We start from the raw sequence: 22061 nt of genomic DNA, 5'->3' as shown, positions 1-22061 counted from the left end.
CCGGCCCTCCCGGCCGACGTCATCGTTCCGCGACCACCATCGCCGACGCGATCCCGCCGTCGTGCGACAACGAGAGATGCCAGTGGTTGACCCCGCGCGCGTCGGCCACCGCCGCGACAGTGCCGGAGACGGCCAGCCAGGGGCGGCCAGCCGGGTCGGGCACGATCTCGCAGTCGTGCCAGTTGAGCCCGGCCGGGGCGCCGAGCGCCTTGGCCACCGCCTCCTTGGCGGCGAACCGGGCGGCGAGCGACTCGGGCGAGCGCGGGCTGCCGGAGCGGGTGTGCCGCTCGGCCTCGGTGAAGAGCCGGTCGGCGAGCAGCGGCGTCCGTGCCAGGGCCCGGGCGAACCGGTCGACCAGGACCACGTCGATGCCGACAGCGACGATCACCACACCACCCTACCGGCGGTCGAGGCCGCAGATTAGCCGTCGGGCTCGCGCTGGGCAACGCCTGTGGACACCCCGGGGTACGCCTCGACGTCGGCTGTCCACAGGGCACCGCGCGGCCTCGGGCAGGTGCCTAGCGTGAGCGCGTCGATGCCGATCGTCCACGGGGGTGTGGCCATGACCGACGAGCCGTTCGCCGTTCAGCCGGAGAAGTTGCGGGCGGTCGCCGTCCTGCTCGACGACGAGGCGCACCGGTTGGCGTTGGGCCTCCCGGGGTTGCCCGGGCTGGTGGTGGCGGCGCCCGAATGGCGAGCCGGCGCGGCGCTGGCCGGGTTGGAGGCGGCCGTGCACGCCTGGTTATGCCGGCTGGGTGACCGGGTCGCGGCGACGTCCGGCGGCGTCCGGGCGGCGGCCGACGCGTACGAGACGGTGGACGACCGGGCCGCCGGCCGGTTCGCCTCCCTACCTCGGTGAGCAGCGTCGGTTACCGACAGCTGTGGGCTGTCGATCCTGGTGCGTGGCGGGCCGCCGGGGTGGCGTGGGCGGGGTTGGCGAGGCCACTCGATCGGCGCCTCGGCGAGCTGCGGGCGGCCACCGGGCGGTTGCGGGACGGTTGGTCGGGTACGGCAGCCATGGCGGCGGACACCCGCCTCAACGGCCTGCGTGACGAGCTGGCCTCGATCGCACCAGCGCTGATCGAGGTCGACCAGGTGCTGGCGGAGTTGTCCGGTGGGCTGGCGGTGGCGAAGGCGCGGCTCTCCCAGGCGGTCGCCCAGGCCGATGCGGCCGGCCTGCTGGTGGACCGCTCGGGTGCGGTGCGGGTCGATCCCGCCCGGTATCGACCTACTGAGCGGGCCGGGGTCGCCGCGGCTGGAGTGGCCGCGGCCCTGCGGGCCGCGCTCGACGGGGCAGCCGCTGCGGACCGGGTCGCCGCGGACCGGTTGGATGAGCTGGCCAGGGCCGCCGGCACCGGTTGGGCGTCCCCGCCCCCGCCGGGCCGACCGGCCCTCGGTGCCGCGCCCGCGCTGGTCAGCGCCTGGTGGTCCGGGTTGACGCCGGCGCAGCGACGGTGGCTGACCGTTCGCGAGCCGGCCCTGGTGGGCCGGCTGGACGGGCTGCCGGTGGCTGCCCGGGACCAGGCCAACCGGTTACGGCTCGACGCCTGGCGTACGGAGTTGCTGGCCGAGCGGCGACGGCTGCTGTCCCAGGTGCCGCCGGGGCCGCTCGCGTTGATCCGGTTGCGCGGGGTGGCCGGGCGGCTGGCCGGTCTGGACGCGCTGGTCGGCCGGCTGACGGCCGGCGAGGCGCCGCGGGCGTACCTGCTCGGGTTGGATCCGGCGGGTGAGGGCCGGGCGGTGGTGGCGCTCGGCGACCCGGACCACGCCGACCGGGTGCTGACCTACGTGCCGGGGATGACCGCCGGCCTGGACGACGCCTCCGGCGAGCTGGGCAGGGCGGCCCGGGTGCTGGAGCGGTGCGCCGCGCTCGCCCCGGATGAGCGCAGCGCGGCGGTGCTCTGGTTGGACTACGACGCTCCGGATCTGCTGACCGAGGCCGCCTCGGCGGGTCAGGCCCGGGACGCCGGCCCGGCGTTGCACCGCTTCCAGGAGGGGCTGCGCGTCAGCCACGACGGGCCGCCGGCCCGGCAGACGGTGCTCGGGCACAGCTACGGGTCGCTGGTGGTGGGTGTTGCCGCCCGGGAGCACGGCCTGGCCGCCGACGCGCTGGTCCTCGTCGGCTCCCCCGGTGTCGGCGCGTCGCACGCCACCGAGCTGGGCGTGCCGACCGGGGAGGTCTGGGCGAGCAGCGCCCCCGACGACGTGATCCGGGCGGCCCGGTCGCCGGATGAGCTGGGCCGGCGGGCCCTGTTCGGAGCGGCACCACTCGCCGCCGTGCTGGGTTGGCCCGGCCGGACGGGGCACGAGCTGTGGTTCGGTCACGACCCGGCCGATCCCGGCTTCGGCGGGCGGGTGCTCCCCAGCGGCCGTGGCGGGCACACCGGCTACTGGGAGGCGGGAAACCCGGCGCTGGACGGGATGGCCCGTGTCGTGCTGGGCCGGTGACGACGGAACCCCGGCCGCCGCGGGACGCGGCGACCGGGGTTCCTGACGTGCGGGGTGCCTACTCGACGGTGACCGACTTGGCCAGGTTGCGGGGCTGGTCCACGTCGTGTCCCCGGGCGGCGGCGATCTCGGCGGCGAGCACCTGCAACGGGACAGTGGTGACGAGTGGGGCCAGCAGGGTGGGCGTACGCGGCACGTAGATCAGGTGGTCGGCGTACCGGACGACCGCCTCGTCGCCCTCCTCCGCGATCACGATGGTCCGCGCGCCCCGCGCCCGTACCTCCTGGATGTTGGAGACGACCTTGTCGTGCAGCATGCCCCGGCCCACCGGCGAGGGCACCACGCAGATAACCGGGGTGCCCTTGTCGATCAGGGCGATCGGGCCGTGCTTCAGCTCACCGGCGGCGAAGCCCTCGGCGTGCATGTACGCCAACTCCTTGAGCTTCAGCGCGCCTTCCAGGGCCACCGGGTAGCCGACGTGCCGGCCGATGAACAGCACCGTCGGCTCGGACTTCAGCTCCCGGGCCAGCTCGCGGACGGGCTCGATCCGGTCGAGCAGCTCACGCAGCTTGCCGGGGATCTCCTGCAACTGCGCGACCACCGCGCCCACCTCGTCGGCGAACTTGATGCCGCGCACCTGGGCCAGGTGCAGGCCGATGAGATAGCAGGCGACGACCTGGGTGAGGAACGCCTTGGTGGAGGCGACGGCGATCTCCGGCCCACCGTGGGTGTAGAGCACAGCGTCGGACTCGCGGGGGATGGTCGAGCCGTTGGTGTTGCAGATCGCCAGCACCCGGGCCTTCTGCTCCTTGGCGTGGCGCAGCGCCATCAGGGTGTCCATGGTCTCGCCGGACTGCGAGATGACCACGATCAGCGTGGACCGGTCGAGCACCGGGTCGCGATAGCGGAACTCGCTGGCCAGCTCCACCTCGCACGGGATCCGGGTCCAGTGCTCGATGGCGTACTTGGCGACCATGCCAGCGTGGTACGCGGTGCCGCAGGCCACGATGAAGATCTTGTCGACGTCGCGCAGATCCTGGTCGCTGAGGCGGACCTCGTCGAGGGCGATCTCACCGCTCTCGGTGAGCCGGCCCAGCAGCGTGTCGGCGATGGCCTGCGGCTGTTCCTCGATCTCCTTGAGCATGAACCAGTCGTAGCCGCCCTTCTCCGCGGCCGAGGAGTCCCAGTCGATGTGGAAGTCCTGGCCGGCGGCGGGCTGGCCCTCGAAGTCGGTGATCTCGATGCTGTCACCGGTGATCAACACGATCTGGTCCTGGCCCAGCTCGACCGCTTCCCGGGTGTGCTCGATGAACGCGGCCACGTCGCTGGCCAGGTAGTTTTCCCCGTCGCCCCGGCCGACCACCAGCGGCGAGTTGCGCCGGGCGCCGACGACCGCACCGGGCACGGCGGCGTCCACGGCGAGCAGTGTGAACGCGCCCTCCAGGCGCTGGCAGACCACGCGCATGCCGGCGGCGAGCAGTTGCGGGCTGTCCGGCTGGCCGGCGGCGCGCAGGTCGGCCAGCGCGGCGGCGAGCAGGTGCGCGGCGCACTCGGTGTCGGTGTCGCTGGTGAACTGGACGCCGTCGGCCTCCAGCTCGGCGCGGAGCTTGGCGAAGTTCTCGATGATGCCGTTGTGGATCACCGCGACCCGCCCGTCGGGGGCGACGTGTGGGTGGGCGTTGCGGTCGGTCGGGCCGCCGTGGGTGGCCCACCGGGTGTGGCCGATGCCGGTGGTGCCGTCACCGATGCCGATCGGGCTGGCCGCGCAGGAGGTCGGGTCGTCGGCGGCCCGCTCGGACAGCACCTTCTCCAGGTTGGCCAGCTTGCCGGCCTTCTTCTCGGTCAGCAGCTGATCGTCACAGACGATCGCGACGCCTGCCGAGTCGTAGCCACGGTATTCCAGCCGCCGCAGCCCGTCGAGGACGATGCCGAGTGCGGGGCGCGCGCCCGCGTATCCCACGATTCCACACATGGCCCGCAGCCTAACCCAGTTTCACTCACGTTGGTTGCTCGAAAGTCGGGTTATCAATCACGGAATCTGAGCGATCAGTGCCTACGCGGCCGCAACGGGACGAGCGTCACAGGCCCCTCGCGCCCCGCGCCGCAGGGCGGGGTTGCGACACGCCTTCGGGTGCGGAAGTCTCTCGGCGGGTTTGGCGCTCCCGTCCACGGCCCGTTCGTCCCATACCCACTCCCGCCCGGAGCAGCCATGTCCGACGCGCCGCCGCCCGACCCGATTCCCTCGTCCGCTCCGGACCCGGCTTCCCCCGCACTTCCGCCGGACCCGACGGCGCCGCCGTCCACGGCTTCGTCTCCAGCCCCCGACCCGCTGGCGCCGGGCCAGCCGTGGGCCCCGCAGGCACCCTGGGAGCCACCCCCGCCGGCCGCGCCGTGGACGCCGTCGCCGCCCGCCACCCAGTGGACGCCACAACCGTCCGCGACGCCGTGGTCGCCCGACCCGCAGACACCCCCGTGGTCGCCCGACTCCTCAGGCCCGCCATCGGCCGGATCGCCACCGCCGACGGGGTGGCCCATGCCCGGCGGGCAGCCGCAGACCGCTGGCTGGCCGCCAGCCGGCACCGGCTATCCGCCGCCCGGCTATCCGTCCCCCGGCACCGGCTGGCCGCCGCCCGGTTATCCGCCGCCCCACGCCTACCCCGGGTATCCGCAGGCCCCCGGCAAGACGACCACGAGCAGCGGGCGGATCGTCGGGATCGTCGTCGCGGCCGTCGTGGCACTCGTCCTACTGGTGTGTGGTTGCCTCTGCGTGGCCGGCCTGTGGCTCGATCAGACAGACCCGGACCCGGTCGCCGAGGAGCCGTGGGTCGTCCCCGACGACGACGGCTGGACGGCGCCCACCACCGGGCCGATCATCCCGGAGCGACCCACCGCCCCGCAGCTTCCCACCACGTCCCCCACCCCCAGCAAGAAGCCGGTCACCCGGCCGACGTCAGGACCGGCACCCGTGACGGTGGTCTACCAGCTCAGCGGGTCGGGTGTCGTCGACCTCGCGTACTTCGACGCCGAAAGCGACCTCATCCACGTCGACGGCCAGAAGCTGCCCTGGCGGACCACCATCCGGACCAACGGCAAGAGCCGGGTCATGGTGGAGGCCAGATGGGCCGACGATGAGGGTGAGAGACCACTCGACTGCACGGTCACTGTCACCGGTGCCGGCAAGCCGGTCGTCGACAAGACCCGGGGGTACTGGTCGACCAGTTGCGGGCGCGACTGAGGCTGGGGTCCGAGCCGGGTATGGCCGTAGGCTGGCGCAGGTGACGACGAGCACCGATGTCGACCCGTTGGTGGCCCGGATGCGGCCGTTCGGAACGACGATCTTCGCCGAGATGTCCGCCCTCGCCGTACGCACCGGCGCGGTCAACCTCGGCCAGGGGTTTCCCGACACCGACGGCCCGCCGGAGATGCTGGCCGCCGCCGCCGAGGCGCTGCGCAACGGGCAGAACCAGTACCCGCCCGGCCCGGGGATCCCCGCCCTGCGCGCGGCCGTCGCGGCGCATCAGCGGCGGTTCTTCGACCTGGCTTACGACCCGGACAGCGAGATCGTGATCACGGCGGGCGCGACCGAGGCGGTCGCGGCGAGCATCCTCGCGCTCTGCGAACCGGGCGACGAGGTGGTGTGCTTCGAGCCGTACTACGACTCGTACGCCGCCTCGATCGCGTTGGCCGGCGCGGTCCGCCGGCCGGTGACGTTGCGCCCCTCGGCCGACGGCCGGTACGCCTTCGACCCGGCGGCGCTGCGTGCGGCGTTCGGCCCGCGCACCCGGCTGGTGCTGCTGAACTCGCCGCACAATCCGACCGGCAAGGTCTTCACCCCGGCCGAGTTGGCGCAGGTCGCCGAGTTGTGTCAGGAGTTCGGCGCGTACGCGGTCACCGACGAGGTGTACGAGCACCTGGTCTTCACCGACGCGTCGAGCCCGCACGTGCCGCTGGCCAGCCTGCCCGGGATGCGGGAGCGGACGCTGCGCATCTCGTCGGCCGGCAAGACGTTCTCCTGCACGGGGTGGAAGGTCGGCTGGGCGAGCGGCCCGGCGGCGCTGGTCTCGGCGCTGCTCCGGGTGAAGCAGTTCCTCACCTATGTCAACGCCGCGCCGCTGCAACCGGCGGTGGCCGTGGCGCTGGCCCTGCCGGACGCCTACTACACCGGCTTCCGGGACGGTCTCCAGCAGCGGCGGGACCAGCTCGTCGGTGGTCTGACCGACGCCGGTTTCGAGGTGCTCGACTCGGAGGGGACGTACTTCGTCACCGCCGACATCACCGCCCTCGGCGGCCGGGACGGGGTGGAGTTCTGCCGCTCGTTGCCGGAGCGCTGCGGCGTGGTGGCGGTGCCCACCCAGGTCTTCTACGACGACGTCGACGCGGGCCGGCGGCTGGTCAGGTTCGCCTTCTGCAAGCGCCCGGAGGTGCTGACCGAGGCGGTCAGCCGGCTGCACGCTCTGGGCCCGAGCCGCTGACGTCGATCCGGCACGCCCGGCGGCTGTGGAGCTGATGCCGTAAACGGTTCAGCTCCACAGCGTCCAACAGAGCTAGGCGACCGGGCTCGCGGTGCGGACCAGCTCGGCGATCCGCTCGGCGACCTCACGGGCTGTCGCCTCGGTGGCCGCTTCGACCATCACCCGGACCAGCGGCTCGGTGCCCGACGGGCGCAGCAGCACCCGGCCGGTCTCCCCCAGCTCCGCCTCGGCCCGCTCGACCTCGGCGCGTACCGCGGGTGCGGCGGCGCCGACGGTCCGGTCGCCGACCGGCACGTTGATCAGCACCTGGGGCAGCTTGGTGACCACCGAGGCCAACTCGGCGAGGGACTGGCCGGTGGCCGCCATCCGAGCCATCAGGTGCAGACCGGTCAGCACCCCGTCGCCGGTGGTGGCGTGCGCGGGCATCACGATGTGGCCGCTCTGCTCACCGCCGAGCGCCAGCCCGGAGGCGCGCAGCTCCTCCAGCACGTAGCGGTCACCGACCTTGGTCTCGATCAGGCGGATGCCCTGCGCGGACATCGCGAGCCGCAGCCCGAGGTTGCTCATCACGGTGGCCACCAGGGTGTCCTGGGTGAGCGTGCCGGCGTCCCGCATGGCCAGCGCGAGGATCGCCATGACCTGGTCGCCGTCCACCTCGTCGCCGTCGGCGGTGACCGCCAGGCAGCGGTCGGCGTCGCCGTCGTGGGCGATGCCCAGGTGAGCGCCGTGCTCGACCACGGCGGCGCGCAGCGCCTCGATGTGGTTGGAGCCACAGTCGTCGTTGATGTTCAGCCCGTCGGGCTCCGCGTGGATGGCGATGACCTCGGCGCCGGCCTCCCGGTAGGCGACGGGGGCGACCTCGGCGGCTGCGCCGTTGGCGCAGTCGACCACGACCTTGATCCCGTCGAGCCGGTGCGGAACGGTGCCCACCAGGTGCTGGACGTAGTGGTCGGCACCGTCGAGCAGGTCGTGCACACGGCCGACGCCGGCACCGATCGGCCGGTCCCAGGCGGTGGTGGCGTTCGTCTCGACGGCCGCCTCGATCTGCATCTCGATCTCGTCGGGCAACTTGTGCCCGCCGGCGGCGAAGAGCTTGATGCCGTTGTCCGGCATCGGGTTGTGCGACGCGGAGAGCATCACACCCAGGTCGGCCTTGGCCTCGGCGGTGAGGAACGCCACCGCCGGGGTGGGCAGCACACCGACCCGCACCACGTTGGCACCGGCGCTGGTCAGCCCGGCGACCACGGCGGCCTCCAGCATCTCGCCGCTGGCGCGGGTGTCGCGACCGACGACGGCGAGCGGCGGATGACTGCGGTCCGTCTCGGCGAGTGTGTGCGCGGCGGCCACCGCGAGCGCCAGCGCCAATTCCGGGGTGAGATCCGCGTTCGCCCGCCCGCGTACGCCGTCCGTGCCGAACAACCGACCCATACCCGCCAACCTCCGAAAGTGCACTGCCAGTGAGGAGAAAGCGGAACGGCCGACCCACCTCCCCCCGACGAGGGGGAGGCGGACCGGCCGTCCGTCAGAAGTACAACGCGCTGGGAAAGATCAGCGCTTCGAGTACTGGGGAGCCTTACGGGCCTTCTTGAGGCCGTACTTCTTGCTCTCCTTGACCCGGGCGTCACGGGTGAGGAAGCCGGCCTTCTTGAGGGCGGGGCGGTCGTCCGGCTCGTTGATGATCAACGCGCGGGCGATGCCCAGCCGAAGCGCACCGGCCTGGCCGGTGGTGCCGCCGCCACGCAGGTTGGCGATCACGTCGAACTGCTCGAGCTTCTCAGCGGTGACCAGCGGGTCCTTGATGAGCTGCTGGTGCACCTTGCTCGGGAAGTAGGCCTCAAGGTCCTGGCCGTTACAGGTGATCTTGCCGGTGCCCGGGACGATGCGGACCCGGACGATGGCCTCCTTGCGGCGGCCCACGGTCTGGATCGGCCGGTCACCACGAGGCGCGCGGGCAACGGGCGCCGGCGCCTCGGTGGCCTCGGGGGCTTCCGGGGCGACCTCGGTCTCGATGATGTCGGTCATGCTGCTTCCTTCGCCCGCGCTCACTGCGCGATCTGCTTGATCTCGAACGGCACCGGCTGCTGCGCGAGGTGCGGGTGCTCGGCACCGGCGTAGACCTTCAGCTTCTTGATCAGCTGACGGCCGAGCTTGTTGTGCGGGAGCATCCCCTTCACAGCCAGCTCGATGGCCCGCTCGGGACGCTTGGTCAGCAGCTCGTCGTAGCCGATCTGCTTCAGACCACCCGGGTAACCGGAGTGGCGGTAAGCGACCTTGGTCTGGCGCTTGTTGCCGGTCAACGCAACCTTGCCCGCGTTCACGATGACGACAAAGTCGCCCGTGTCGACGTGCGGCGCGAAAGTCGGCTTGTGCTTACCACGCAGCAACGTGGCGGCGTGGGTGGCCAGGCGGCCCAGCACGACATCAGAGGCGTCGATGACGTGCCACTGACGCTCGATCTCACCCGGCTTCGGGCTGTACGTACGCACAGGTCTACCTTGTCTCGTCGTCGGTCTGGGGTCGCGCGCCGAGGTGACCAGATCTAGCAGGCCGGACCAGCGCGCACGAACGACCAAGCGTACCTGAAGGGGCACGCCTCTGGATGTCGTACAACAGCAGGCAACGATACCCGGCGCCCGGTCCGCAGGTCAAAACGGGGGTGCGGTCCCGCGCGGCGACGCGCCGAGGGTGTCTCAGCTCACACGTTGGTGAGTCGACCGGCCCTCGGACGGCGGTAGACCACCCAGGTGACCGCGAAGCACAACGCGTACCAGCCGATGAAGGCCAGGTAGGCGGCGTCGGCGTTGCCCGAGCTGAGGAACGACTGGCGGAACGCGATGTTGACCAGCACCCCGCCGAAGGCGCCGATCGCACCCGCGATGCCGATCAACGCGCCGGTCATCCGCCGCGCCCACCGCGCGGCGGCCTCCGGATCACGCTGACCCGTGGCCACCGCGTCCGCCGACCGGGCCCGGAAGATCGCCGGAATCATCTTGTACGTGGAGCCGTTGCCGACGCCGGAGAAGACGAAGAGGGCGAGGAACCCCGCGAGGTAGAGCCCGAACGAACGCTCCCGGGCCGCGTACAGCACTGTGCTCGCGCCGGCCGCCATCGCCACGAAGTTCCAGAAGGTCACCCGTGCCCCGCCCAAGCGGTCGGCGAGATGACCACCCAGCGGCCGGATCAGCGAGCCGACCAGCGGGCCCAGAAACGTCAGCCAGGCGGCGTCGACCGGGGTCGGGAACCGCTCGGCGAACTGGAGCTGGAGCACCTGCCCGAAGGCGAAACCGAAGCCGATGAACGAGCCGAAGGTGCCGATGTAGAGCAGCGACATCACCCACGTGTGCGGGTCGCGGGCCGCCTCCCGCAACGCGCCCGGCTCGTTGCGCGCCCCGGGCACGGTGTCCAACCAGCGGGCCGCCGCCAGCGCGGCCAGCACGATCAGCGGCAGGTAGACCGCCGGCACCAACCGGGGGTACGCGGCACCAGCGGTGGCAAGGACGGCCAGGCCGACCAACTGCACAGCGGGTACGCCCAGGTTGCCGCCACCGGCGTTGAGCCCGAGCGCCCGCCCCTTGAGCCGCTGTGGGTAGAACAGGTTGATGTTCGCCATCGAGGAGGCGAAGTTGCCACCGCCGACCCCGGTGAGGCAGGCGAGCACCATCAGGGTGGTGTAGGACACGCCGGGTTCCAGCAGCACCGTCATCGGGACCGCGGGCACCAGCAACAGCAGTGCGCTGATGATCGTCCAGCGTCGTCCGCCGAAGCGGGCCACCGCCAGCGTGTACGGCAGTCGCAGCACCGCGCCCAGGGCGGCCGGCACGGCGGTGAGCAGGAATTTCCCGGCCGGATCGATGCCGTACGCGGGGCCGAGGAAGAGCACTGTGACCGACCAGAGACTCCACACCGAGAAGCCGACGTGCTCCGCGAAGATGGAGACCCAGAGGTTGCGCCGGGCGATCGGCGCGCCGGTGGCCTGCCAGAAGTCCGGGTCCTCGGGGCGCCAGTCGTGCAGCGGCTGCCGACGACCGGTGACGGCGGGCGGCTCGGCGGTGACTACGGTGCTGGTGAGCGTGCTCACGGCGGCTCCTCCTCGTCGATGTGACGAGCAGAAACGCTAGGAACGGCCGGTTACCTGGCAGTGCCCGTCGCGGGTCGGGCCGGAAACGGGGATCGCACCACGGGCCGGCGGCGATGGTGAGCACGCCACCGGGGGCGGCGTGCGCAGGGCTGCCCTTCCGGTCAGAGCTGCTGGAGGATGCGCAGCGCCCGACCGACCCGGAGCATGGTCTCGGTGTCGGCGACGTCCACGCACGCGGTGAACCACTTCTTCATGGGCGAGGAGATCCGGTCGGGCATCACCACGTACCGGCCCATCGACACGGCGAGCGGCGAGTCCCGCAGGAGCGATTCCTCGACCACCTCGACCACGATCACGATGGGCACGTCGGTGGAGTTGTAGACGTCCGAGCTAATCACGAGGCCGAGGCGTTCCCGGGCGCCTTCGATGCGCCAGATCTCACCCCTACGCAGCACGCGGCCGTCCGCCGGAGAACAGGTCGTTGACCATGCCCACCTCGCGGGCGTCGGCGAGCGCGGCAGACTCCAGATCCAGGCTGGCGCGGCCCACGGCGGCGGCGTGCGCGGTGAAGACCTCGCGCAGCGCCTTCTCCCGGGCGGCCTGGTCCATCCATGCGGAGAGCGACAGCCCTTCGCGCTTGGCGAACCGCCGCGCCTCCTCGATGGTCTCGTCCGTGAACGAGAGAGTCACCTTGGCAGTCATGCCGAGCAGATTACCCAGAGGTATGACCGACAGTCATCCCTGCGCTCACCGGCTCGCCCCCGGGCGGTGAAACGCACATTCCGTCGGGCTCACCCGGCCCGGCCGCCGAACACCGCGAAGCGCCACTCCTTGAAGTAGCAGTCGACGTCGACCAGGCCCGCCTCGGCGAGCCACCGACACTGGTCGGCCACTGTCGCCGGGCGGTCGTGGCGCATCCGCTCCCGGGAAGCAGCGATCTCGTCGGGGGACGCACCCAGCTCGGTGATCCGTTGCATCCACACCTCGTCGTAGCGCCGGTCCAGTTCCGGCGTCGGGCCGGCCACCTGCTCGGCGTTGACGAACACCCCACCCGGTGCCAACGCGGCGGCGGCGCGCCGGTAGAGCACGCGCTTGCCGGCGTCGTCCAGGTGGTGGATCGCCAGCGCGCTGACCACCGCGTCGTACCGGCCCGGCGGCAGTTCGTCGGCCAGGTCGGCGTGGACCGTTCGGTGTGGCACGGACCGCGCGTCCAGCTGGTCGGTGGCGCGGGCGAGCATCGCCGGCGCTCCGTCCACCAGGGTCAGCCGGACTCCGGGCACCGCCGCGGCGAGCAGCAACGAGAGCAGGCCGGTGCCCGCGCCCAGGTCCAGAACCTGCGGGGTACGCCCGGCGGCGAGCGCGGCCCGCAACGGCGGCGCGGCCACCTGGACGGCGGTGCCGTAGAAGCTGTCGAAGCACGGCACCAGCCGCCTGCGCGCCTCGTCGTACGTGCCGGCCACGGCGTCGAAGACGTCCGTCACGCTCATCGTGGTCTCCCAAGAAGTGAGACGATTTTCCCACATTATAAGCACTGCGGCGGCGACGGCGCGGCTGGCGGGTGAGGTCCTGCACCGGACCCGCGCCGCGAGTGCGCAGTTCCTGCGTCCGATCTTCGTCCGCGTGATTCGTTCTCGACTGGCCGACCTACGACGGGTGGCTGTGGATCGACGGTTACGAGCTGGCCGCGAACGGTGACGCGGTCGCGCCGGTCGCTGTTCGTGATGTCCGCGGGCCTGATCTGGCCGGGCCCGCCCGCCCCGCCGCCCCGCCGGCCCGTCGCCCGACCACCCGCACGCCCATCAGGTGCGGTCCCGGTGACGGTCGGATGACCCGCCGCCCTCGTCCGCACCATCCGATGCGACCGTCGTGGCTCTGCCGTAACTGCGCCGCTGCCTGGCCGTGTTCGCCGGCTCAGCTTCACCTCACGACCGAGTTCTACGGCCACTCGATCGCCCTGGCGTTCTACCTGGCAGCGAACATGCAGGACGCGTTCGACGACCTGTACTCCCTGGGGGTTCGCCCCGACCTGCGAGCACTTCACGCCCGGTTTCTGGGCTGGCTGCCAGTGACCCGGCGCCCACACCGCGCCGACCTGCCCTGACGGCACCCACGAGGTGAGGTGTGTTGTCGCTTCAGAGCTGATGTCGCGAACGAATCGACCACCGATGTCGTCGGCGATTCAGCTCCACAGGATCCGACCCGCACCCTCCAACGCGCTCGCTGCCCCTGTGCGGTGTGAGCCCCACTTGACAGGACCGAAACAGAAGGGACCCGGACCGGAAACCGCCCGGCGGCACGCTTTCCCGACATGACAGACGGTGCACGGTCGGCGACTCCACCGGGGCTGACGCCCCGGGAAGTGGCGACGCACTGCCCGTACTGCGCACTGCAGTGCGGGATGACACTGCGCGCTGACGACACCGGTGTGACGGTCCACCCGCGCCAGTTCCCCACCAACCGGGGCGGGCTCTGCCAGAAGGGGTGGACCGCCGCCGAACTACTCGACCACCCGGATCGGCTGACCACTCCGCTGGTGCGCGACGCGGCCACCGGCGAACTGCACCCGGCGAGCTGGGACACCGCACTCGACCGGGTGGTCGCCGGCATCCGCGCCGTTCAGGACGACGCCGGCCGGGACGCGGTCGCCGTCTTCGGCGGTGGTGGCCTGACCAACGAGAAGGCGTACGCGTTGGGGAAGTTCGCCCGGATCGGGCTGCGCACCAGGCACATCGACTACAACGGACGGTTCTGCATGTCCTCGGCGGCGGCCGCCGGGATGCGGGCCTTCGGCATCGACCGCGGGCTGCCGTTCCCCCTCGCCGACCTGGGACGGGCCGACACGCTGCTGCTGGTCGGAGCGAACCCGGCGGAGACCATGCCGCCGCTGGTGCGCTGGCTCACCGAGCAGCGCCGCAACGGCGGGAAACTGATCGTCGTCGACCCCCGGGTCACCGCCACCGCCCGCCAGGCAGACCTGCACCTGCAACCGCTGCCCGGCACCGACCTCGCGGTGGCCAACGCGCTGCTGCACATCGCTCTCACCGAAGGTTGGGTCGACCGGGCCTACGTGGCCGACCGCACCACCGGATTCGACGCGGTCCGCCGAGGCGTCGCCGCCTGGTGGCCGGCCCGCGCGGAACAGCTCTCCGGGGTGCCGGTGGCCGACCTGGAGGCGACCGCCCGAGCGCTGGGCACCGGCGGTCGCGTGATCATCCTGACTGCGCGCGGCGCCGAGCAGCACGCCAAGGGGGTGGACACCGTCACCGCGTACGTCAATCTCGCTCTCGCCCTCGGTCTGCCCGGCCGCGACGGTTCGGGGTACGGCTGCCTCACCGGCCAGGGCAACGGCCAGGGCGGGCGGGAGCACGGGCAGAAGGCCGACCAGCTCCCCGGCTACCGGCGGATCGACGACCCGGCGGCCCGCGAGCACGTGGCCGGGGTCTGGGGCGTGCCGGCCGACGAACTGCCCGGCCCGGGAGTGCCCGCCTACAAACTGCTCGACTCGCTCGGCGCCCCTGGTGGCCCGCGCGCGTTGCTGGTGTTCGGGTCGAACCCGGTGGTCTCGGCACCCCGGGCGGCCCGCATCGAGGGCCGGCTGCGCGACCTCGACCTGCTTGTCGTCGCGGACCTCCTGCTCTCCGAGACGGCCGCGCTGGCGGACGTGGTGCTGCCCACCGCGCAGTGGGCCGAGGAGGACGGCACCATGACCAACCTGGAAGGTCGGGTGCTGCGTCGGCGCGCGCTACGGCCTCCCCCGCCGGGCGTCCGCACCGACCTCGCCATCATCTCCGACCTGGCGGTGCGGCTGGCAGCCGCCGAGGCGCCCACCGCCCAACCGGCCGACACGCGACCGGCAGACGCCGCACCAGCGAGCCCCGGACCGGCCGGCGTGGCGTTGGCCGACACGCGACCGGAAGCCGTGGCGGCGGCTCGGTTCCCGGCCGACCCGGCTGTCGTCTTCGCCGAGCTGCGCCGCGCCTCCGCTGGCGGGGCCGCCGACTACGCCGGCATCAGCTGGGACCGGATCGACGCCGACGACGGGGTCTACTGGCCGTGTGCGACCGAGGACGGGCCGGACACGCCCCGACTCTTCGCCACGAGGTTCGCCACCCCGGACGGCCGGGCCCGCTTCCACCCCGTCGACCATCGGCCGGCCGCCGAGGAGGTCTGCGCCACGTACCCGCTGCACTTCACCACCGGTCGGGTGCTGGCGCAGTACCAGTCGGGCACCCAGACCCGACGGGTTGCGGCGCTCCGCCGTGCCGCCCCGGAGGCGTTCGTCGAACTGCACCCCGACCTGGCCACCCGGCTGGGCATCGACGACGGCGACCCGGTGCGGGTCACCTCGCGCCGAGGGGAGTTCCGCGCGCCGGCCCGGCTCAGCGCCGGGATCCGACCCGACACCGTGTTCGCCCCGTTCCACTACGCGGGGGCGGGACGCGCCAACTCGGTGACGAACGACGCGGTGGACCCGATCTCCGGGATGCCCGAGTTCAAGATCTGCGCGGTCCGGGTGGAGAAGGCATGACCGCCCGGGTGGTCATCGTCGGCAACGGGATGGCGGGCGCGCGCCTCGCCGGTGAGCTGCACGCCCGGGAGGGAGACCGGAAGGTCACAGTCCTCGGGGCCGAGCCGCACCGCGCGTACAACCGGATCCTGCTCTCCACACTGCTGGCCGGCCGGATCGACGAGCCGGACGTGGAGCTGACCGAAGCCGCCGGGCACGGCGTCGACCTGCGCAGCGGCGTACCGGTGACCGCCGTCGACAGGTCCGCCCGGGAGGTCCGCACCGACGACGGCGAACGAATCGGATACGACCACCTGGTGCTCGCCACCGGCGCCCGTGCGGTGGTGCCGCCACTGCCCGGCCTCGACCCGGCGAACCTGCCGGAGCGGGTGGTGCCCTTTCGGACCCTGGACGACTGCCGGCGGATCCTCGCCGCGGCGGACGGCGCTCGCAGCGCACTGGTGCTCGGCGGCGGGTTGCTCGGCCTGGAAGCCGCCCGAGGGCTGGCCACCCGAGGGCTGGCCACCACTGTCGTGCACCCGCGAGAACACCTGATGGAACGGCAACTGGACCCGACCGCCGGCGCGGTGCTCGCGGGCACGCTCGCCGGTTTCGGCGTCACCGTCCAACTGGGGGTTTCGGCGACCGGCGTGGTCGCGGACGCCAGCGGCGTCCGCCTCGACCTCGCCGACGGCCGGACGCTCCGCGCCGACCTGCTGGTGCTCTCCTGTGGCGTACGCCCGGACACCACACTCGCGCAGGCCGCCGGCCTGATCGTGCGGCGCGGCGTGGTGGTGGACGACCGGCTGCGCACCAGCGACCGGTCCATCTCGGCGATCGGCGACTGCGCCGAGCACGACGGCCTGCTCACCGGGCTGGTCGCGCCCGCCTGGGCCCAGGCCCAGGTGCTCGCGGACGTGCTGAGCGGCACGGACCCACTGGCCCGGTACCGGCCCCGGCCGGTGGTGACCCGGCTGAAGGCCGCCGGGATCGACCTGGCCTCGATGGGTGACCCGGCCGGTGGCGGACCGGGCGAGGAGTTGACGTTCGCCGACCCGACCCGGGGCACCTACGCCCGGTTGCGGATCCGGGACGAGCGGCTGATCGGCGCGATCCTGCTCGGCGACAACCCGGCGGTCGGCACGGTGATCCAACTCTTCGACCGTGCCCAGCCGGTGCCGAGTGACCGCCGGGCGCTGCTGCTCGGCCGGGCGCTCGGCACGGTCGGCGCGACGCCGGCCGCCTCACCGGCGCTGATGCCGGACGCGGCCACGGTCTGTCAGTGCAACACGGTGAGCAAGGGCGCACTGGTCAGAAGCTGGCGCTCCGGCGCCCGGACCGTCGATGCGGTGGTGGCCGCGACCCGGGCCGGCACCGGATGCGGCGGATGCCGGGACGCGGTGAGCGGCATCGTCGACTGGCTGAGCCAGGCGGAATCGGTGGAGGTGACGCGATGAGCGGCGGCGAACTGATCGTCATCGGCAACGGCATGGTCGGGCAGCGTTTCGTGGACGCGCTGCGCGCCCGTGACCCACAGGGCGACTGGCGGGTGACGGTGCTGGCCGAGGAGGGGCGCCCGGCGTACGACCGGGTGCGACTCTCGGCGTACTTCGACGGGGTCAGTGAGAGCGAACTCAACCTGCACACCCCACACGACGGGGTGCGGGTGCGCCTCGGCGAGCCGGCCACCGCCGTCGACCGGGACCGCCAGGTGGTGACCACCGCCGTCGGCGAATACCGCTACGACGCGCTGGTGCTCGCCACCGGGTCGTACGCGTTCGTGCCGCCGGTGGCCGGCACGGAGCTGCCCGGGGTCTTCGTCTACCGGACCCTGGACGACCTGGCGGCGATCCGGGCGTACGCGCGGGGCCGACGGGTCGGCGCGGTGATCGGTGGTGGGCTGCTCGGCCTGGAGGCCGCCAATGCCCTGCGACTGCTCGGCCTCAGCACCGACGTGGTCGAGTTCGCGCCCCGGCTGATGCCGGTGCAGGTGGACCAGGCCGGCGGCGCGATGCTCCGCCGCTACGTCGACGAACTGGGCGTACGGACCCATCTCGGGGTGGCGACCACAGCGATCCGGCCCGGCCCGGACGGCGGCGTCGCGGCCCTGGAACTGTCCGACGGCACCGCCCTCGACGCCGAGCTGGTGGTGGTGGCCGCCGGCATCCGGCCCCGGGACCAGTTGGCCCGGGACGCCGGTCTGCCGCTGGGCCCGCGCGGCGGGGTGCTGGTCGACGAGACCTGTCGTACCGCCGACGAGCGGATCTGGGCCGTCGGAGAGTGCGCGGCGGTCGACGGCACCTGCCACGGTCTGGTCGCGCCGGGGTATGCGACGGCCGAGGTGGTGGCCGATCGGCTGGTCGGTGGCGCGGCGACCTTCCCCGGCGCGGACACCGCCACCAAACTCAAGCTGCTCGGGGTCGACGTGGCCTCGTTCGGCGACGCCCACGGCACGACCGAGGGCTGCCTGGACGTCACGTTCACCGACCCGGCCACCCGGGTCTACGCGAAGCTGGTCCTCTCCGACGACGCGCACACACTGCTCGGCGGGGTGCTGGTGGGTGACGCCAGCGCGTACCCGACGCTGCGGGCCAGCGTGGGCGGCCCGCTGCCGGCCGCGCCGTTGGCGCTGCTCGCTCCGGACGGCGGCGGCGCGGACGCCGGGGCGCTGCCCGCCGCCGCGCAGGTCTGCTCCTGCAACGCGGTGACCCGGGGCGATGTGGACGCCGCCATCGCCGACGGTTGCGCGGACGTGCCGGCGTTGAAGGCGTGCACCCGGGCCGGCACCAGCTGCGGCTCCTGCGTGCCGATGCTGAAGCAGCTCCTGGACGCGGCCGGGGTGGCGCAGTCCAGCGCGCTCTGCGAGCACTTCGACGTCAGCCGGCGGGAGCTGTTCGAGATCGTCCGCGTCCGCGGCATCCGCACCTTCTCCCGGCTGGTCGCCGAGCACGGTCGGGGCCGCGGCTGCGACATCTGCAAACCGGTGGTGGCGTCCATCCTCGCCTCGCTGGGCAGCGGGCACGTGCTCGACGGCGAACAGGCGTCGTTGCAGGACACCAACGACCACTTCCTGGCCAACCTGCAACGCGACGGCAGCTACTCGGTGGTGCCCCGGATCCCGGGCGGCGAGATCACCCCGGAGAAGCTGATCGTGATCGGCGAGGTCGCCCGGGACTTTCAGCTCTACACGAAGATCACCGGCGGGCAGCGGATCGACCTGTTCGGGGCGCGGGTCGAGCAGCTGCCGCAGATCTGGCGGCGGCTGGTCGACGCCGGCTTCGAGTCCGGGCACGCGTACGGCAAGGCGCTGCGCACTGTGAAGTCGTGCGTGGGCGAGACCTGGTGCCGGTACGGGGTGCAGGACTCGGTGGGCCTGGCCGTCGCGCTGGAGCTGCGCTATCGCGGACTGCGTGCTCCACACAAGCTGAAGTCGGCGGTCTCCGGTTGCGCCCGGGAGTGCGCGGAGGCACGCAGCAAGGACTTCGGCATCATCGCCACCGAGACCGGCTGGAATCTCTACGTCGGCGGCAACGGCGGTTTCCGACCCCGGCACGCCGACCTGTTCGCCACCGACCTGACCACTGACGCCCTGATCAGGCTGATCGACAGGTTCCTCATCTACTACATCCGCACCGCCGACCGGCTGCAACGCACCGCCGGCTGGATCGAGGCGATGGACAGTGGCCTGGACCACCTGCGCTCGGTGATCGTGGACGACTCGCTCGGGCTCTGCGAGGACCTTGACGCGGCGATGGCCCGACACGTCTCGTCGTACTCCGACGAGTGGCGCGACGTCCTGGACGACCCGGATCGGCTGCGCCGCTACACCTCCTTCGTCAACGCCCCCGACGTACCCGACCCGTCGATCACCTTCATCCGGGAACGCGGCCAGCCGGTTCCCGTACGCGACCAGTCCCCGACCGGATCCGAGGCGACCAACGGTCACCGTCGGCAACCGGTCACCCTCGGCCTACCGGAGGTACGGCGATGACCCAGACCCTCACGCTGACCTGGACCACCGTCTGCCCGCTCGACCGGTTGGAACCGGACCGGGGCGTCGCCGCACTGGTCGACGGGGTGCAGATCGCTCTCTTCCGGACCGCCGACGAGCTGTTCGCGATCGACAACCGCGATCCGGTCTCCGGGGCGTACGTGCTGTCCCGGGGCATCGTCGGCAGCCGCGGCGGCGTGCCGACCGTCGCGTCACCGCTGCACAAGCAGGTGTACGACCTGCGCAGCGGGCACTGCCTCGACCTGCCCGGGGTGGCGGTGGCTCGGCACGACGCACGGTGCCGCGACGGGCTGGTCGAGGTGCGGCTGCGACAGGAGGGTTGATGCGCGAAGAACTGGCGGGCTTCACCATCGGGGTGACCGCCGACCGGCGGCGCGACGAGTTGGCCGCGCTGCTCGAACGACGGGGCGCCCGGGTGGTGCTCGCCCCGGCGCTGCGGATCGTGCCGCTGTCCGACGACACCGAGCTGCGCGAGGCGACCCGCGCCTGCCTCGACCAACCACCGGACATCCTGATGGCCAACACCGGCATCGGCATGCGCGGCTGGTTGGAGGCGGCCGAGGGCTGGGGGCTGGCCGAGCCACTGCGCTCCGTGCTGGCCAGCTCGTACGTGGTGGCGCGCGGCCCGAAGGCACGCGGTGCGATCCGGGCGGCCGGGCTGCACGACCAGTGGTCACCCGCCTCGGAGAGCTGCGACGAGGTGGTCGAGCACCTGCGCCGGCGTGGCGTCGCCGGGCAGGTCATCGCCATGCAGCTGCACGGCGAGCGGCAACCCGAGTGCACGCTCGCGTTGGAGGCGGCGGGCGCCACTGTCATCGAGGTGCCGGTCTACCGCTGGGCGCCGCCGACCGATCCGGCGCCGCTGCACCGGCTGATCGACCTGATCGCCGGTCGGCTGGTGGACGCGGTGACGTTCACCTCGGCACCGGCGGCCGAGGCGTTGCTGCGGGCCGCCGGCGACCGTACCGACGCGGTGCTGTCGGCGTTGCGCACCGACGTGCTGGCCAGCTGCGTCGGGGCGGTGACCGCCGAGCCGCTGCTGCGGCACGGGGTGCCGGTGAGCGCGCCCGGCCGGGCCCGGTTGGGCGCACTGGTGCGGACCATCGTCGACGAGCTGCCCCGCCGGACCGTGACGTTCAAGGCCGGCGGGCACCTGCTCACGTTGCGCGGGCACGCCGCGGTGATCGACGGCGAGCTGCGGCCGCTCGCGCCCGCGCCGATGGCGGTGCTGCGGGCGCTGGCCCAGACCCCGGGTCGGGTGTTGTCCCGCACGGCGTTGCTGAGGACCCTGCCCCGGGGCGCGGACGAGCACGCCGTCGAGATGGCCGTCGCCCGGCTCCGGGCCGGGCTGCGCGCGCCCCGCGTGGTGCAGACCGTGGTGAAGCGCGGCTACCGGCTGCGGGTCGACTAGGGCGTGCGGAGTCCCCGGTCGGGCCGAGGGCACTGCCACACGCCCTAAACTCGTCACGGCCGGCCGTAGCCTGCCGGCCGTGACGCGACGTTTCAGCCGACCGGCGTCGGGAAGCCCCGCCCGTGCTCGGACTGGAGCCGGAGCATGGCGTGCTCGACCACCGTCACCAGCACCTGCTTGACCGAGTCCCGCTGCCGGGCGTCGGTCATCACCAGCGGCACCTGCGGCGAGATGGCCAGCGCTTCGCGGACCTCCTCGGCCTCGTACTGCGGTGCGCCGTCGAACTTGTTCAGCGCCACCACGTACGGCAGGTTGCGGTTCTCGAAGTAGTCCAGCGGGGCGAAGGCGTCGGTGATCCGGCGGGTGTCCACCAGCACGGCGGCACCCACCGCCCCCCGGATGATCTCGTCCCACATGAACCAGAACCGAGTCTGACCCGGTGTACCGAAGAGGTACAGGATCAGGTCCTGGGCCATTGTGATCCGGCCGAAGTCCATGGCGACCGTTGTGGTCTCCTTGCCCGGCACCTTGGACGGGTCGTCGATGCCGACACCCGCCGCGGTCATCAACGCCTCGGTGGTCAGCGGTGTGATCTCGGAGATCGCCCCGACCAGTGTCGTCTTACCGACGCCGAATCCGCCCGCGACGACGATCTTCGCGGAGACGATTCCCCGGCCCGGCCGCCCCCCTGCGGGGTCATAGCCTGCGAAGTCCACTTAGCACCCTTCCAAGCAGTTCCATCCGCTCCTCGAACCCCTCGGCGGGAGCAGCAGTGTGTAACGTCAGCAGGCTCTCGGCCACCATGTCGGCGACCAACACCCGGGCGACGCCCAGCGGCATCCGGGTATACGCGGCGATCTCCGCCAGCGACTGTGCTCGGCCCTCACAGACCGTGGCGATGCGGTGCTTGTCGTGCCCGGCGAAGCGGGACTCGGCGACCTGGGTCGGAGAGGCGGTCAGGACGGCCTCGAGGGCGATGTCCTGCCGGGGCTCGGTACGACCACGGGTGACCGCGTAAGGACGCACCAGCGCGCCACGCGGGTCAGCGCGTCGTTGGTCCATTCCCGATCACCTCCTCGTCACCTGCTGAGCCGGACTGTGCCGTCTCTCGTCCCTGGTCCGGCGCTCGGAAC

21 protein-coding genes are annotated in these 22061 nt (G+C 72.5%); 10 read left to right on the top strand and 11 right to left on the bottom strand.

What is annotated here, in order from left to right:
- Positions 1 to 19: 19 nt before the first annotated feature.
- Positions 20 to 388, bottom strand: a complete 369-nt coding sequence (locus tag ACGF3C_RS08275; RefSeq protein WP_355009651.1) for a holo-ACP synthase — start codon at positions 386 to 388, stop codon at positions 20 to 22.
- A gap of 135 nt (positions 389 to 523) precedes the next feature.
- Here ACGF3C_RS08275 and ACGF3C_RS08270 point away from each other — a divergent pair, with 135 nt between their 5' ends.
- Both ACGF3C_RS08270 and ACGF3C_RS08265 read left to right on the top strand, forming a co-directional pair.
- Positions 524 to 859 (top strand): hypothetical protein, encoded by a 336-nt coding sequence (locus ACGF3C_RS08270; RefSeq protein ID WP_393219965.1) that lies wholly within the window; start codon positions 524 to 526, stop codon positions 857 to 859.
- A complete protein-coding gene (locus tag ACGF3C_RS08265) occupies positions 856 to 2448 on the top strand; it encodes an alpha/beta hydrolase (RefSeq protein WP_393219962.1) in 1593 nt (530 codons plus the stop codon). The genes ACGF3C_RS08270 and ACGF3C_RS08265 overlap by 4 nt, the downstream gene beginning before the upstream one ends.
- Positions 2449 to 2506: 58 nt before the next feature.
- Here the strand turns inward: ACGF3C_RS08265 and glmS are convergent, their stop codons facing one another.
- The gene (gene glmS / locus ACGF3C_RS08260) at positions 2507 to 4420 is read right to left on the bottom strand and encodes a glutamine--fructose-6-phosphate transaminase (isomerizing) (RefSeq protein ID WP_357228873.1); all 1914 of its coding nucleotides are present in this window, start codon (positions 4418 to 4420) and stop codon (positions 2507 to 2509) included.
- Positions 4421 to 4981: 561 nt separating this feature from the next.
- On the opposite strand from glmS, the gene ACGF3C_RS08255 reads away from it, so the two are divergent.
- Positions 4982 to 5683, top strand: coding sequence for an MmpS family transport accessory protein (locus ACGF3C_RS08255; protein ID WP_393219958.1), 702 nt, complete (start codon positions 4982 to 4984; stop codon positions 5681 to 5683).
- 40 nt (positions 5684 to 5723) lie between these two features.
- A complete protein-coding gene (locus ACGF3C_RS08250; RefSeq protein ID WP_393219955.1) occupies positions 5724 to 6920 on the top strand; it encodes a pyridoxal phosphate-dependent aminotransferase in 1197 nt (398 codons plus the stop codon).
- Positions 6921 to 6992: 72 nt separating this feature from the next.
- Here the strand turns inward: ACGF3C_RS08250 and glmM are convergent, their stop codons facing one another.
- The 7 genes from glmM to ACGF3C_RS08215 form a co-directional block, all read right to left on the bottom strand.
- The gene (gene glmM, locus ACGF3C_RS08245; RefSeq protein WP_091402319.1) at positions 6993 to 8348 is read right to left on the bottom strand and encodes a phosphoglucosamine mutase; all 1356 of its coding nucleotides are present in this window, start codon (positions 8346 to 8348) and stop codon (positions 6993 to 6995) included.
- 120 nt (positions 8349 to 8468) lie between these two features.
- Positions 8469 to 8942, bottom strand: a complete 474-nt coding sequence (gene rpsI, locus ACGF3C_RS08240; RefSeq protein ID WP_112626216.1) for a 30S ribosomal protein S9 — start codon at positions 8940 to 8942, stop codon at positions 8469 to 8471.
- Between the two features lie 20 nt (positions 8943 to 8962).
- Positions 8963 to 9406 carry a 50S ribosomal protein L13 gene (gene rplM / locus ACGF3C_RS08235; protein ID WP_053653864.1) on the bottom strand — a complete coding sequence of 148 codons (444 nt, stop codon included), beginning with the start codon at positions 9404 to 9406 and terminating at the stop codon, positions 8963 to 8965.
- 209 nt (positions 9407 to 9615) lie between these two features.
- Entirely contained in the window at positions 9616 to 10998 is a 1383-nt protein-coding gene (locus ACGF3C_RS08230; protein ID WP_357199086.1) for a nitrate/nitrite transporter, read from the bottom strand.
- 161 nt (positions 10999 to 11159) lie between these two features.
- Complete coding sequence (locus tag ACGF3C_RS08225; RefSeq protein ID WP_112676883.1) at positions 11160 to 11453, bottom strand: hypothetical protein; 294 nt, start codon at positions 11451 to 11453, stop codon at positions 11160 to 11162.
- Positions 11443 to 11700, bottom strand: a complete 258-nt coding sequence (locus tag ACGF3C_RS08220) for a DUF6364 family protein (RefSeq protein ID WP_091403518.1) — start codon at positions 11698 to 11700, stop codon at positions 11443 to 11445. The genes ACGF3C_RS08225 and ACGF3C_RS08220 overlap by 11 nt, the downstream gene beginning before the upstream one ends.
- Before the next feature lie 89 nt (positions 11701 to 11789).
- Entirely contained in the window at positions 11790 to 12485 is a 696-nt protein-coding gene (locus ACGF3C_RS08215) for a methyltransferase domain-containing protein (protein WP_357199084.1), read from the bottom strand.
- 368 nt (positions 12486 to 12853) lie between these two features.
- Here ACGF3C_RS08215 and ACGF3C_RS08210 point away from each other — a divergent pair, with 368 nt between their 5' ends.
- The 6 genes from ACGF3C_RS08210 (at position 12854) to ACGF3C_RS08185 (ending at position 20928) form a co-directional block, all read left to right on the top strand.
- Positions 12854 to 13099: a hypothetical protein gene (locus ACGF3C_RS08210; RefSeq protein WP_393219947.1), complete on the top strand. Its 246-nt coding sequence runs from the start codon at positions 12854 to 12856 to the stop codon at positions 13097 to 13099.
- Positions 13100 to 13306: 207 nt separating this feature from the next.
- The gene (locus tag ACGF3C_RS08205) at positions 13307 to 15526 is read left to right on the top strand and encodes a molybdopterin oxidoreductase family protein (RefSeq protein ID WP_393219944.1); all 2220 of its coding nucleotides are present in this window, start codon (positions 13307 to 13309) and stop codon (positions 15524 to 15526) included.
- The gene (locus ACGF3C_RS08200; protein WP_393219941.1) at positions 15523 to 16962 is read left to right on the top strand and encodes an FAD-dependent oxidoreductase; all 1440 of its coding nucleotides are present in this window, start codon (positions 15523 to 15525) and stop codon (positions 16960 to 16962) included. Before ACGF3C_RS08205 ends, ACGF3C_RS08200 begins: the two co-directional genes overlap by 4 nt.
- Positions 16959 to 19496: a nitrite reductase large subunit NirB gene (nirB, locus tag ACGF3C_RS08195; RefSeq protein ID WP_393219938.1), complete on the top strand. Its 2538-nt coding sequence runs from the start codon at positions 16959 to 16961 to the stop codon at positions 19494 to 19496. Before ACGF3C_RS08200 ends, nirB begins: the two co-directional genes overlap by 4 nt.
- Complete coding sequence (gene nirD / locus ACGF3C_RS08190) at positions 19493 to 19840, top strand: nitrite reductase small subunit NirD (RefSeq protein ID WP_357227454.1); 348 nt, start codon at positions 19493 to 19495, stop codon at positions 19838 to 19840. Before nirB ends, nirD begins: the two co-directional genes overlap by 4 nt.
- Positions 19840 to 20928, top strand: a complete 1089-nt coding sequence (locus ACGF3C_RS08185) for a uroporphyrinogen-III synthase (protein ID WP_393219935.1) — start codon at positions 19840 to 19842, stop codon at positions 20926 to 20928. The genes nirD and ACGF3C_RS08185 overlap by 1 nt, the downstream gene beginning before the upstream one ends.
- A 92-nt stretch (positions 20929 to 21020) precedes the next feature.
- On the opposite strand, the gene ACGF3C_RS08180 is transcribed toward ACGF3C_RS08185, so the two are convergent.
- Both ACGF3C_RS08180 and ACGF3C_RS08175 read right to left on the bottom strand, forming a co-directional pair.
- Positions 21021 to 21644 carry an ATP/GTP-binding protein gene (locus ACGF3C_RS08180; protein ID WP_030329978.1) on the bottom strand — a complete coding sequence of 208 codons (624 nt, stop codon included), beginning with the start codon at positions 21642 to 21644 and terminating at the stop codon, positions 21021 to 21023.
- Complete coding sequence (locus ACGF3C_RS08175) at positions 21625 to 21990, bottom strand: DUF742 domain-containing protein (RefSeq protein ID WP_007465174.1); 366 nt, start codon at positions 21988 to 21990, stop codon at positions 21625 to 21627. The genes ACGF3C_RS08180 and ACGF3C_RS08175 overlap by 20 nt, the downstream gene beginning before the upstream one ends.
- Positions 21991 to 22061: the final 71 nt, after the last annotated feature.

The organism is Micromonospora sp. NPDC047762, assembly GCF_043204655.1.
Classification (GTDB): domain Bacteria; phylum Actinomycetota; class Actinomycetes; order Mycobacteriales; family Micromonosporaceae; genus Micromonospora.
The sequence above is the reverse complement of the archived record's forward strand: the minus strand, read 5'-3'. Positions and strand labels throughout refer to the sequence as shown.